The 12,836-nt window shown below is 71.6% G+C and carries 10 protein-coding genes; 6 read left to right on the top strand and 4 right to left on the bottom strand.

Annotation, left to right across the window (positions count from 1 at the left end):
* Window positions 1–181: 181 nt before the first annotated feature.
* Window positions 182–1,405, bottom strand: coding sequence for a helix-turn-helix domain-containing protein (locus AB0L53_RS16000; RefSeq protein ID WP_363993687.1), 1,224 nt, complete (start codon window positions 1,403–1,405; stop codon window positions 182–184).
* A 141-nt stretch (window positions 1,406–1,546) separates the two neighbouring features.
* On the opposite strand from AB0L53_RS16000, the gene AB0L53_RS15995 reads away from it, so the two are divergent.
* The 3 genes from AB0L53_RS15995 (at window position 1,547) to AB0L53_RS15985 (ending at window position 4,817) form a co-directional block, all read left to right on the top strand.
* Window positions 1,547–2,149 carry a hypothetical protein gene (locus tag AB0L53_RS15995; protein WP_363993685.1) on the top strand — a complete coding sequence of 201 codons (603 nt, stop codon included), beginning with the start codon at window positions 1,547–1,549 and terminating at the stop codon, window positions 2,147–2,149.
* A 187-nt stretch (window positions 2,150–2,336) separates the two neighbouring features.
* Window positions 2,337–2,864 (top strand): MFS transporter, encoded by a 528-nt coding sequence (locus AB0L53_RS15990; protein WP_363993683.1) that lies wholly within the window; start codon window positions 2,337–2,339, stop codon window positions 2,862–2,864.
* Between the two features lie 84 nt (window positions 2,865–2,948).
* On the top strand, window positions 2,949–4,817 hold the full coding sequence (locus AB0L53_RS15985) for a cytochrome c oxidase assembly protein (RefSeq protein WP_363993681.1): 1,869 nt from the start codon (window positions 2,949–2,951) through the stop codon (window positions 4,815–4,817).
* A 59-nt stretch (window positions 4,818–4,876) separates the two neighbouring features.
* Here AB0L53_RS15985 and AB0L53_RS15980 read toward each other — a convergent pair whose 3' ends face one another.
* A complete protein-coding gene (locus AB0L53_RS15980) occupies window positions 4,877–7,177 on the bottom strand; it encodes a glycoside hydrolase family 3 N-terminal domain-containing protein (RefSeq protein WP_363993680.1) in 2,301 nt (766 codons plus the stop codon).
* A 230-nt stretch (window positions 7,178–7,407) separates the two neighbouring features.
* On the opposite strand from AB0L53_RS15980, the gene AB0L53_RS15975 reads away from it, so the two are divergent.
* The gene (locus tag AB0L53_RS15975; protein ID WP_363993678.1) at window positions 7,408–8,418 is read left to right on the top strand and encodes a substrate-binding domain-containing protein; all 1,011 of its coding nucleotides are present in this window, start codon (window positions 7,408–7,410) and stop codon (window positions 8,416–8,418) included.
* Between the two features lie 53 nt (window positions 8,419–8,471).
* Here AB0L53_RS15975 and AB0L53_RS15970 read toward each other — a convergent pair whose 3' ends face one another.
* Window positions 8,472–9,209, bottom strand: a complete 738-nt coding sequence (locus AB0L53_RS15970; RefSeq protein WP_363993676.1) for a phytanoyl-CoA dioxygenase family protein — start codon at window positions 9,207–9,209, stop codon at window positions 8,472–8,474.
* A gap of 93 nt (window positions 9,210–9,302) precedes the next feature.
* On the opposite strand from AB0L53_RS15970, the gene AB0L53_RS15965 reads away from it, so the two are divergent.
* Window positions 9,303–10,145 (top strand): AraC family transcriptional regulator, encoded by an 843-nt coding sequence (locus AB0L53_RS15965; protein WP_363993674.1) that lies wholly within the window; start codon window positions 9,303–9,305, stop codon window positions 10,143–10,145.
* Between the two features lie 10 nt (window positions 10,146–10,155).
* Here AB0L53_RS15965 and AB0L53_RS15960 read toward each other — a convergent pair whose 3' ends face one another.
* Window positions 10,156–12,231 (bottom strand): alpha-galactosidase, encoded by a 2,076-nt coding sequence (locus AB0L53_RS15960; RefSeq protein ID WP_363993672.1) that lies wholly within the window; start codon window positions 12,229–12,231, stop codon window positions 10,156–10,158.
* 280 nt (window positions 12,232–12,511) lie between these two features.
* Between AB0L53_RS15960 and AB0L53_RS15955 the strand changes: the two genes are divergently transcribed.
* Window positions 12,512–12,793, top strand: coding sequence for a hypothetical protein (locus tag AB0L53_RS15955; RefSeq protein ID WP_363993670.1), 282 nt, complete (start codon window positions 12,512–12,514; stop codon window positions 12,791–12,793).
* The last annotated feature ends 43 nt before the right edge of the window (window positions 12,794–12,836 follow it).

Genomic DNA, 12,836 nt, shown 5'->3' with positions numbered 1-12,836 from the left:
CCGTACTACACGCCGTGCTCCCCGGCACATCCACCGGCCTGTGCGCGGAGCCGGTCGGCCCTCTGCCGATCTGCGGCTGGTCTCTGCCGTTCGCGCCGACCTCACGCCGCGCCTGCGTCCGATGCGTGGCCTTGCAGGCATCTCCATCTTGACCGCCGCACATGGCCGTGCCCCAACCGCCTCACCGGGCCAGCAGGCGCGCCACCGCCGTGCTGAGCATCCGTACGCCGAGGGTCGACCCGGGCTCGAGGCCGGTCACCTTGCGGGCGCGCTGCAGCCGGTAGTCCAGGGTGCGCGGATGGATGCGCAACGCTGCCGACGCCGCCGCGCGGTTCATGTCGTGGCTGTAGTAGGCGTGCAGGGTCGACACGAGGTCCGGCCCCTTGGACAGCCGCCGGGCGAAGGCGCGCAGCCATGCGTCGATTTCCGGCGTGTTCGCCACGGCCATCTCCACGAACAGGTCGGCGAGGACGTACAGGCGGGCCGGCCGGTCCTCCGTCGGCGCCACCCGGCTGGCCTCCCGCGCCCAGGTGAGGGATTCGGCGAGCTGACCGGTCACGCCCTCCACGGAGGCGACCTGGCAGGCCCGCCCGAGCAGCGCCACCGCCGACCGCACTTGCTGCAGCGCCACCGTACGATCCACGGTCCCGGGAGTCAGGATGACCAGCTCGCCACAGCTCAGCCAGGCGACCAGCGAGCCGGCGGCGAGCGCGCTCACCACGGCGGAGCGGGCCTGCTCGGGCACGGCGGGGGCGGGGAAGCGCAGCACCGACACCGCGTAGCGGGAGGCCACCAAGCGCCGCAGCGGGTCGGCCAGTCGCGGCTCCACCGGCTCGTCCGCGAGCAATGTGCGCGCGAGCAGCTCGTTGCGGGTCGCCAGCGACCGTGACCGGCCCACCCCGTCGGTGTACCCGTGCAGGTACGCGCTTCTGGCCCGGACGCTCTGCGAGCCGATCCAGCCGAGCATCCGCAGCAGGTCGTCGCCGTCCTCCGGGCCGGCCACCTGGTGGATCTCCTGGAGTGTGAGATGCGTGTGCAGCCCGAGTACCCGCTGCTGCGACAGTACGGACAGCCCCAGCTCGGCACGCTGGCGGCCCACCGACGAGATCGTCGACAGGTCATCGTCGTTGAGCGGCAGCCGCGCCGGTGCCAGGTCGAGCCTGCGGGACCGGATGAAGACGGCGAAACCGTACATGCTCGCCTGGTGGTCGCGCTCGCCGCCGATGCTCGGGATGTCTCGATACTCGGGGATCTCGCGCTGATACGCCGACACGGCGTTGCGCGCGTTGTCCTCCACCTGCTCACGTAACGACTCGAACAGTCCGCCCACGTTCCGTTCCCCCTCAACGGTCAGGTTCGGTGCTTGCCCCCCGGCGTATTCGTCGTCCCGCTCGTCGTGGATCAATGCTCCTTACGCGAACGCGCAACAGCGCGTGTGACCTTGTGTCGCCGCCACGAAGACCTGCTCGCCGGGCGAATTTGATACTTGGCAGGCCGCGGCGTGGTTCGGCTGCGGCGCCATCCACCCTCCGACGAAGGGATCGGTATGCGACTGCGTCATCTCATCCTGACCGTGCTGCTGGCGTGCCTGGGCGCGACCTGGCTGGGCGCCTCACCCGCCCAAGCCGCACCGCTCACAGTCCAATCAGTCGACGCCTACCTGGGCGGCGTCGACCTCAACGGTTACTGCAGGTCGATCGGGTACGACCACGCCAAATTGGTGGGCAGCCATTTCGATGGCTGGCGGTGCGTCAGCGGCAACGACGAAGTCGGCCTCTCGGTGGTCAGCGCCTGCCAGTGGCAGTTCAGTCCGCTCGTGGCCGCCGGCTATCCGGTCACCGCGTCGACCAACGGCACCAGCGCCGGCGAGTGGAAGTGCCATGCCACGCCGGGAGCGACCGAGTTCTACAAGGGCATGAACCTCGCCGGTTTCTGCCAGTCGATCGGCTACAACGGCGCGAAGCACTTGGGCGACAATGTGACCGGCTGGGTCTGCACCAGGAACGACGGTGCTCAGATCCGCCTCGACCTGCATGCGGCCTGCACCTGGCAGCACGCTGACAAGGTCGCCCAGGGATGGACCTTGGTAGGGGTCTGGGAAGGCTACGGCGACTCGTTCAAGATCAATTGTCGGGGCTTGCACGCCTGACGCTCACCTGATCAGCGCGCCGGTGGTCCCGATACGGATGCCACCGGCGCGCGCTCATGCGTTGAGCGAGCCGCTCGGCGTCACCGTTATAAGCCTGGAAAAGCTGAAATTTCGGATAAACGCTATAGGTGGGAACGCGCCTCACGGCGAGCTGCTGGTGTGGGAGCATTTGGGCACCATGCGAGCCATGCTGCCGTTGCGATTAGCGCGGTCGGCCCTCTTCGCGGCCGTCTGTGTGACGCTGGCCGCCCTGGCCCACTGGTTCGCCGACGGCACTCTGCCGGGCCCCGGCCATCTCGCGCTCGGCGCCGGGCTAGTAACGGCGGGCGCCGCCGCGCTGGCCGGCCGGGAGCGCGAACCGGTCCTGATCGCTGTCCTGCTCGGCTCGGCGCAAGTCCTCCTGCACGGGCTGTTCTCCTGGCACGACGCACCCGCGCCCATGCCGCCTGGACACGGACCGGCCACCGACCTGGGCATGGTGCTCTGCCACCTCACCGCCGCTCTGGTGACCGGATGGTGGGTGGCCAGGGGCGAGACCGCGCTGTGGGCGGTGTTGCGGCGGCTGGCCGTACGCCTGCTCCAGGTCCTGGCGCCGTGCTCCACATTCCCACGCACTGCACCGGCGCCCGCCTATCGCTCACCCGGCGGACCGTATGAAAGCGTCCTGCGTCACGCGGTCGTCCGGCGTGGACCCCCGCTCCCGGCTGCCTTCTGACCCCCGTCCCGCAGCCACGTGGAGATCACCATGCCGTCAACCCCCCAACGCCGTCGATCCCTGCCCTTCGGCACCTGAGCAGCCGTGTCCACTTTCCGAGGCGGGGCGACGCCGGCCCGCCGATATGCCGTCGTCGCCGTGGCCGCCGGAGTCCTGGTGCTGGTCGCGGCCTTGCTGTTCGGCGGAAGCGTGCCGCAGCCGTCGATCCCGGGCCTGCCCAAGGCGGGACCGTTCACCGACTGGGGGATGCCCCTGGCCCGGTTCGCCTATGACCTGTGCGCCTTCGCCACCGTCGGAACGCTGGTGGCCGCCGTGATCCTGGCGCCGCGCGGCACGCCGCAGGCCGCCGCCTGCCTGCGCGCCGCCGGCCGCTGGGGGCTGGGCTGGGCCGCCGCTGCGGCGGTGACGTACCTGCTGACGATCTCGGAGGTCGTCGGCCTGCCGCTCACCGACCTGTTCGAGAGCCCGTCGATCCTGTCGTTCGGCACGACCGTCCCGCAGACCCAGGCGCTGCTCATCGTGGCCGCGGCGGCGGGGGTGGTGGCGATCGGCACCAGCCTATGGCGTTCGCCCTGGTGGAACGCCCTCCTGCTGGCGGTCGCCGTCTTCGCGATCCTGCCGCCCGCCTATGTCGGCCACGCCGCCTCGGCGGGCGACCACGACATCGCGATCTCCGCGCTGATGGCGCACCTGGCGGCGGTGGCGGTGTGGGTGGGCGGCCTGGCCGCCGTCCTGGTCCACTTCCGGCGGTCGGACCGGCTCACGGAGGTGGTGCCCAGGTTCAGCACGCTGGCCCTGGCCTGCTTCGGCGCGGTGGCCGTATCGGGCGTGGCCAGCGCCTGGGTGCGCCTCGACGCCGTCGCGCAGCTGTGGCAGACCCGTTACGGCCTGCTCATCCTGGCCAAGGCGGCCGCGCTGGTGGCCCTGGGCGTCTTCGGCCAGAACCATCGCCGCCGTACCGTCGCGGGCCTGGCCGAACACCCGGTGCGGCGCACGTTCGTCCGGCTGGCCACCGGTGAGGCGATCGTCATGGCGGCGGCCGTCGGGCTCGCGGTCGCCCTGTCACGCACCCCGCCGCCGCCTTCAGAGGGCGGCGGCGGCCACGACCACCTCCTGCTGGAGTACAACCTGCCGCCCTTCTCGATCGGCGGCCTGGTCACCGAGATCAGGCTGGACCCGCTGATCCTGCTCGTGCTGGCCGTCCTCGCGATCGGCTACCTCGTCGGGCTGCGCCGCCTGGCCCGCGATGGGATCGTGTGGCCGCCCGGCCGTACCGCCGCGTGGCTCGCCGGGCTCGCGGTGCTGGCGTTCGCCCTGCTCAGCGGCGTGGGCGGCTACGCCCGCGCGATGCTGTCCGCGCAGGCGCTGCAGTACGGCCTGGTCGCGCTCGTGGCGCCGCTGCTCCTGGCGCTGGGCGCGCCGCTGACGCTCGCCGCCCAGACCACCACGGACCGGTCCCAATACGGCGACGTGACCCGCGCGATCCTGGACAGCCGCCTGGCCTCGCGGCTCACCCATCCGGTGACCGTCGCCGCCGCGCAGATCGTGCCGATGGCGGTGCTGTACGGGACCGGCTGGCTGGGGCAGTCCTTGTACAGCTACGCGCTCCATCTGCTCACCCTGGCGGTGCTCTTCTGCACCGGGGTGTTGTGCTTCTGGGTGCTGGCCGGAGTGGATCCGCTGCCGCGCCCGATCACCTGGGTGGCGCGGGTGCGGCTGCTCGCGGTGGTCGCCGTGGCGCAGCTCGCGCTCGGGCTGGCCCTGCGGTTCGGGCCGGGGGTGGGCGTGGACTGGTTCACGCTGGTGTCGCCGCCGGGGGTATCGGACCTGTCCGCCGACCAGCGGACCGCCGGGCTGACGGTGCTGGTCGTCGCGGTCGTGGTGCTCGTGGCGCCGGTGGTACGACTGGCGTCATGGCGGCGGGCCGCTCAGCGGAGAAGGACGCTTGTCTGATCGACAGTGGTCAGCTGCCGCTCAGTACGCTTGTCTGAACGACCGTGGTCAGCCGCCGCTCAGCGGAGCAGGACGCTCGTCTGAACGACCGTGGTCAGCCGCCGTTCGGCGCCGGTGATCTCGTACACCGGCCCGGTCAGCGTCACCGACCGCTCGGCGACGACGTCAGTGACGGAGCGGCGGATGGTCACCGTCACCTCGCCGGGCTCGACGACGCGCCGGCCGTCGCGCCCGGTGAAGGCCAGCAGCCGCGTCGGCACCTCGAAGCCGACCGACACCCGCTCGCCGGGCGCGAGCTCGACGCGCGCGTATCCGACCAGTTGGGCGACGGGCCGGGTCACCGAGGCGACCACGTCCGACGCGTAGACCTGCACGATCTCCGCGCCCGCCCGATCACCCGCGTTGCGGACGACGACCGAGCAGTGGATCGACCCGTCCGCAGCCGGAGCGGTCGCTGCCACGGACACCTCGTCGTAGGCGAAGCTCGTGTAGCTCAGCCCGTGACCGAACCCCAGCTCCGGAGCGGGGTCGATGTTGCTCACCGAACTGGCCGCGCCGAGCCGGGGATGCAGGTAGCTGTACGGCTGACCGGCGGCCGAGCCGGGCAGGCTCATCGGCAGCCGCCCCGACGGGTTGACGGCTCCGCTGATCACCCGGGCGATGGCCCCCGCGCCCTCCTCGCCGGGGAAGAATGCCTGCACCACGGCGGCGGCCTCGCGGAGGATGCCCGGCACGGCGTAGGCCCGGCCGGTCAGCAGGACCGCCACGACCGGAGTGCCCGTGGCGAGGACCGCGTCGGCGAGTGCCTGCTGGGCGCCGGGCAGATCGAGGGTGTCCACGTCGCAGCCCTCGCCGGAGGTGCCCCGGCCGAACAGGCCGGACCGGTCGCCGAGCACGAGGATCACCACGTCGGAGGCGGCCGCCAGATCCACGGCTTCGCCGAACCCCGCGCGGTCGCCGTCGTCGACACCCGTGCCGTGCGCGACCCGCAGCACCGCGTCCGGGAACTCCGCCCGCAGGGCGTCGAGCAGCGTGGGCGACTCGATGCCCGGCTCGACCTCGGGAAAGTGCGGCAGGACGTGGTTGACGAAGGAGTAGCAGCCGAACAGCGCGGTGACGCTGTCCGCGTTCGGGCCTATGACGGTCACACGCTGTCCCGCAGCGTCGCCGAGGGGGAGCAGGCCGTTGTTGGTCAGCAGCACGATGGACTCTTCCGCCAGCCGCCGCGCCAGCGCCCGGGATTCGGCGCCGTCCAGGTCGACGGGCCCCGAAGGAGCCGGCTCGTAGTCGTCGTCGAGCAGGCCGAGCTTCGCCTTCTGCAGCAGCACCCGGCTCAACGCCCGGTCGATCAGCGACTCGGCGATCCGCCCGCTCGACACGGCCTGCTTCAACGGCGCCAGATAGGCGACCCCGGTGGGGAGCTCGACGTCGATCCCCGCCGTGAGCGCCTGCACGGCGGCGTCCTCGGCGTCGGTGGCGACGGCGTGCAGCGTGTGCAGGAAGGCGACCGCGAAGTAGTCCGCGACGACGGTGCCGTCGAACCCCCACTCGTCACGCAGGACCCGGGTGAGGTAGTGGCCGTCCGCGGCGATCGGAATCCCGTCGATCTCGGCGTAGGAGTTCATCACCGAACCCGCCCCCGCGTCCCGGATCGCCACCTCGAACGGGAACAGCAGCACGTCGGCCACCTCCCGCGGCCCCGCGTGGACCGGGGCCAGGTTCCGTCCGGCGCGGGAGTTCGAATAGCCGACGAAATGCTTCAACGTGGCGATCACGCCAGCGGACTGGAGCCCCCGCACGTACGCCGCCCCGATCGTCGCGACCTCGTACGGATCCTCGGACACGCACTCCTCGACCCGCCCCCACCGTTGGTCGCGAATCACGTCGAGCACGGGAGCGAGCCCTTGATGAACGCCGAGCGCGGCCATGCTCGCCCCGATCCGCCGGCCCATCCGCTCGACCAGCTCGGGGTCGAATGACGCACCCCAGGCCGGCGGGACCGGATAGGTCGTCGCCTGCCAGGCCGCCAGCCCGGTGAGGCATTCCTCGTGCGCCAGTGCCGGGATGCCGAGGCGGGTGTGGTCGAGCAGCCATCGCTGCCGCGCGGCCAGCAGGGTGCTCGCCCACTCCGGATCGACGGGCCGGGTCCCGTAGTGCCGGGTGATCTGCCCGAGTCCGTGGCGGGCGAACTCCTCGAACGCGACGTCCTCGCCCTGCATCGAATCCTGCAGCGGCGCGACGACACCCTCTTCGCGATTGACGTTCAGCCACACGCCCACAAGCTGCGCGAGCTTCTCGTCGAGCGACATGTCGGCCAGCAGGTCGCCGACGCGTCGCGCTCGACGCTCATCGATCGTCATGCACGCACCCTCACTGTTGATCTGGTGCGCCCGGTTGGGCGCGGGCTTCCGTCATCGCATCGGAAAGTTTCCGGATAGTTTTCCGAAAAGACGCCGTGACATTGCCGTTTTGTTACGGTAGATTCCGGCTTGTAGTCGTGTCAACACTTGCCGAACGCGCCTAATCAGCCCAGTTAGATAAGCGTCTGCGGGCCAGACGATTTTCCGAAAGTCGGCAAACGGGAGGTACTGTGCCCCGACCCACGCTCTCCGATGTCGCGGCGGCGGCCGGAGTGTCGGTCCCGACGGTCTCGAAAGTGCTGAGCGGCAAGAAGCACGTCTCCGCCGCCACCCGCGGCAAGGTGCTCGAAGCGGTCCGCGCCTCCGGGTACGAAGCGCTCCGCCCGCCCAGTGCCCCGCAGGTCGGCCTCGTCGACCTGCTCATCGACGGGCTCGGCTCGCCCTGGGCGGAGGTCCTGGTCAAGGGCGCGGAGCAGGCGGCCGCGCGCTGGGGATTCTCGCTCGTCGTGACCTCCTCCGCGCGCTCCGACTTCGACCTGCGGCGCTGGATCGGGATGGTGCGCAAGCGCGGCACCGACGGCATCGTCCTGGTGCTCTCGCGCGCCAACCAGGAGGAGATCGCAGCGGTCGAAGAGCTGCTGCGGGTCCCGCTGGTGCTCCTGGATCCGGTCGGCAAGCGCGACCCCCGGCTCTCGACCGTGGGCGCGACGAACTGGTCGGGCGGGGTGATGGCGACGACCCATCTCCTGGAGCTGGGGCACGAGCGGATCGGCTTCATCGGCGGGCCGCTCGACACGCAGTGCACCCTCGACCGCTACGAGGGCTATCTGGCCGCGCACCGCACCTTCGGCGTCGAGCCGTCGGCGGACCTCACGCGGTTCGCCGACTTCCAGGTCTCCGGCGGCAAGACGTTCGGCGCCGAGCTGCTCGACCACCCCGACCGGCCCACGGCCATCTTCGCGGGCTCCGACCTGCAGGCCGCGGGCGTCTACCAGGCGGCGGCCGAGCGCGGCATCCGCATCCCCGACGAGGTGTCCGTGGTCGGCTTCGACGACTCCCCGCTGTGCGAGATGCTGTCCCCGCCGCTCACCACGGTCCGTCAGCCGCTCGACGACATGGCCAACGAGGCGGTCCGGCTGATCACCGAAGAGCTGGCCCACCGCAAGGGCTCGGCCGGCACCCGGATCGAGCTCGCCACGAGCCTCATCGTCAGAGGCAGCGCGACGCGCCGACCCGGGTGACGCCGGGGTCCAGAGGCAGCACGACGCGTCGACTCGCGTGACGTCGGGGTCGATCAGCGAGCGAAGCTGGGGAAGTGCTCGTCGGGCAGCGGCAGGCCGGGGGTGAGGCCGAGCGGGTCGGTCAGCACGTGCGCCGGTTCGGCGGCGAAGACCGCGTCGGCGTCCATGTAGATGACCACGTGCGCGATGCGCGGGTCGTCGGTGAAGTTGGGCGTGGCGCAGTGCGCCAGGTACGAGTTGTGGAAAGTGCAGTCGCCCGCCTTCAACGGGACGGTCACCCGCTGCCGCCACCGCAGCTCGGGCGCGATCCGGAAGAGGTCCTGGCCGTCCGACAAGTCCTGGGCGCGCAGATCCTGGAGGTCCTGCGAGCCGGGCACGAACGTCATGCAGCCCCGCTCGACCGGCACGTCGACCAGCGCGATCCAGGCCGACAGGGCGTGCCGCGAGCCGGTGTGCGGCCAGTACGGCTGGTCCTGGTGGAACTCGGTGGCCGCGCCGTTGTGCGGCTTCTTGATCAGCAGCTGGTCGTGCCACAGCCGCAGCGGCACGCCCGCCAGCTGGGTCGCGAGCGCGGCGAGCCCCGGGTGCAGGGTGAGCTCGCGCAGGGTCTCGTCCTGCTGCCAGAGCTGCAGCAACTGGACGAAGATGTCGCCCTCCCGGTTGTTCCGCACGGTCTCCTGCGCGGCCAGCGCCGCCTTGGCGTACCGGGCGGCCTCCTCACGCGAGATCACCTGGGGCAGGTGGATGAAACCGTCACGTCGGTACGCGGACACCTGAGCGTCGTCAAGCATGTTCTTCTCCCTTGTCGGTGGTGCCTCCACTCTTGCCGGGCGGTGCCGGGACGGGCTAGGACGGGGGTTGCTCGCATGTAGCACAATCCTGATGTGCACCATGTACGACGCGACGACGTCTTCACCCCCGACCGGCTGCCCGTGGTGGCTGAGCGGCACGAGCTGGCCGCCGACAACAGCGCCCACAGCCACGACTTCCTGGAGCTGGCCGTGGTCACCAAGGGCACGGCCACGCACGTCTCGGCCATCGGGGAGCAGGAGCTGAGCCGCGGCTCGGTCGCGCTGCTGCGACCGGGCGACTGGCATGGCTACCGCGACTGCCGTGGGCTGGTGGTGCACAACGTGTATGTCGGTCCGGAGATGTTCCAGCGGGAGCTGGCCTGGCTGCGGGCCGAACCGCATGTCGGCAGGCTGCTGCACCGCTCGGGGCATGTGTCGCGGCTGGACGACGGGGCGCTCGCGGTGGTGGAGGCCGCGCTTCCGGCGGCGGTGGGCGGGCACATCACGCAGGTGGGAGCGCTGCTGTGCCTGCTGGGCGGGGCGGCGGCCTCGCTGGCCTCGCTGACTTCGCTCGGTGAGCCCGCCGCCGGGAGCGCGGGGACGCATCCCGCGGTGCTGCTGGCCGTACGGGAGCTGGAGGGCGACCCGCGGCGGGACTGGTCGGTGGACGACCTGGCGGCGCTCGCGCGCGTCTCGGCCGCCCACCTGGCCAGGACGTTCACCGCCCAGCTCGGCATCTCGCCGATGGCGTACCTGAACCGGCTGCGCGCCGAGCGGGCGGCGGCGTTGCTCATCGAGACGGACCTGCCGGTCGCGGCGATCGGCAGGCAGGTGGGGTGGAGCGACCCCAACTACGCCAGCCGCCGCTTCCGGCAGTTCTTCGCGATGAGCCCGTCCGGTTACCGAGCCAGGTTCAGCGCACCCGCAATCCCTTGAAAGCCAGTCTCTAGACGGCCTCCAGCTCGAAGACCAGCGCGGTGGCGGGCTTCAGCGCCGGGGACGGCAGACCGAGCCCGGCCAGGACCGAGCCCCGCAGGCGTACCGGGGCGGCCGTCCACTCCGGCAGCCCGACACCCGTGGGCAGGCGGCCGGCCACCCGCACCTCATAGACGGCCTCGGGGTCCAGTCCGGGCAGGCGCAGCGGGGCCGGGCCCATGGCCACCCGGGAGGCGAGCTGGACGCAGGCGAACACCGCGTGCCCGTCCCGGACCACGCCGTGCAGCAGCACCGCCGGGTCGGGATGGTCGGCGCGGACCACGGTCCCGCCGTGCAGCGTCGGCCGCAGCCGCTTGTGCAGGGCGATCCATTCCGCGAGCTCCTCGCATTCGGCCTCGCTCGCCGACGTCAGGTCCCACTCGACGCCCATGTGACCGAACAACGCGGTGGCGCAGCGGAACGACAGCGCCAGCGACCGGTGGGTGACGTGGTCGCGGGGTGCGCCGACGTGGCTGCCCATCAGCTCCGGCGGCACGAGCAGACCGGTCCAGCGCTGGATCGCCTGCCGGTCGAGCGCGTCGTTGCTGTCGGAGGTCCAGACCCGGTCGGTACGGGCCAGGATGCCGTAGTCGATCCGCGCGCCGCCGGACGAGCAGGACTCGATCTCCAGCCCGGGATGGCGGCGCCGCAGCTCGTCGATCAGCCGGTACGCGGCCACGGTCTGCGCGTGCACACCCGCCACACCGTCGTGGACGGGCTCGGCGATGTCGCGATTGTGGTCCCACTTGATGTAGTCCAGCTCGTACTCGCCCACCAGCGTGCCGATCCGGTCCAGCAGGTAGTCGAAGACCTCCGGCCGGGCCAGGTCGAGCACGTGCTGGTTGCGCTGCGGCGGCGGGAGCCGGTCGGCGCGGCCGAGGACCCATTCGGGGTGCTCGCGGGCGAGGTCGGAGTCGAGATTGATCATCTCCGGCTCGAACCAGAGCCCGAACTGCATGCCGAGCTTGCGCACGTGCTTGGCCAGCGGGTGCAGGCCGTCGGGCCACACCCCCTCGTCCACGTACCAGTCGCCGAGCCCGGCCTTGTCGTCGCGGCGGTGCCGGAACCAGCCGTCGTCGAGGACGAACCGCTCGATTCCCACCTCCGCGGCCCGGTCGGCCAGCGCCAGCAGCCGGTCGAGGCCGTGGTCGAAGTAGGTGGCCTCCCAGTTGTTCAGGGTGACCGGGCGGGCCGGGCGCGGGCCGCGCGAGCGCAGGTGACCGTGCAGCCGCCCGGCCGCCGGGTCCAGCCCGGAGTCCGACCAGGTGAAATAGACCAGCGGGGTCTCGTACGTCTCGCCCTCGCCCAGGATGATCTCGCCGGGCGCGAGCAGCTCACCGGCCGCCAGCAGCGTCACGCCCTCCGGCAGCCGCTCGACGTAGTGGATGTGGTCACCGCTCCATCCGGCGTGCGCCGCCCACACCTCGCCGTGCCGGAACCCGAACCCGGCCGTTCCCGCCACCAGCAGGCCCGTGCCGTCGTGCCCGGTGCGCCCGCGCCGGTTCTCCCGCGACCAGAGGCCGTAGGCCAGCGGCCGGCGCTGCGGCACCTTCTCCAGCGCCCACCGCCCGGTGAAGTCGAGCAGCTCATCCGCCCGCGCGGGCAGCGGCAACGCGCAGGTCAGCTCCTCCACGCGGTACGGGTCGGCGGCGGTGTTGGTCAGCGCGTGCCGCATCGTGACCACGCCGTTGGCGTCCATGGCCAGCTCGCTCACCAGCCGGAGCCCCGCCCGATCGTCGCTCGCTGTCACGGTCACGCTGCCGCCCGCACCGGGCGCGGGCCGCGTCACGACCAGGCCGTCGAGGCTCCACCTGACCGGCCGATGCGCGGACGTGCGGGCTCCTGACAGGCCCGGCCGCCCGTACCAGCTGTCGCCCTGGAGCGGCACCAGCGGCGGCGCCGGCGTCAGAGAGGCCAGCGCGGGCAGGAGCTGCTCCTCGGCGACCGCACCGATGTCGGCGCCGAAATGGCGCACTCGCGGCAGGCCGGAGCCCGCGACGTCAAGGACGAGACAGGTGCCTGCGGCGGAAAGGATCACGGGGGACACGTCGGGCTCCTCACAGTCGGACGGGCGCCGGGCCCGCTTTCGTGTAAGAGGTTCGCACGGTGCGCCGGTCGACCGGCGAGCAGGTGCCGCAATCGGCGCGCCGAGCGCCGGCAACGGTGAGGTCGCCATCCGGAGGAGGCAGACCAGGAAGCACGTGAAGAAGGTGACCAACGGGCGGGTGACCAGGCTCCCATCCAGACCCGCGTCACGCCCACGTCCCGCCAGGAGACCGACCAGCCACCGAGCCGCGCAACGGCAGTCGCCGCCCAGGGCGACCCGCTTGGCCGCCGTGCGGCCGGGACAGGTCTACGGCAACAACGGCGTCTCGCAGCCGACCCAATCCGTCTCGGTGTTCTGCAACGGGAAGATGTATCCGGACGGGGAACCGCCGCCTAACCTGGTCCCGCCCTCGAACTCGGGCCAGGGCATGAGACAGGACTACAAGCCGATGGAGCAGGAGCCGCCCATGACGAAGACCGGCACCATCAGCGATACCACTGGCCGTTTCGTCCGTTACTTTGACCAGAGCGGCCTTGACGACTTCTTCGGAGGACTGTTCTGATCCGACCGGCGCGTCTGATCTGACCGGCGCGGGGCCCCGGGGC

The sequence above is a fragment of the Nonomuraea sp. NPDC052129 genome (genome assembly GCF_040680095.1).
Lineage (GTDB): Bacteria > Actinomycetota > Actinomycetes > Streptosporangiales > Streptosporangiaceae > Nonomuraea.
The sequence above is the reverse complement of the archived record's forward strand: the minus strand, read 5'-3'. Positions and strand labels throughout refer to the sequence as shown.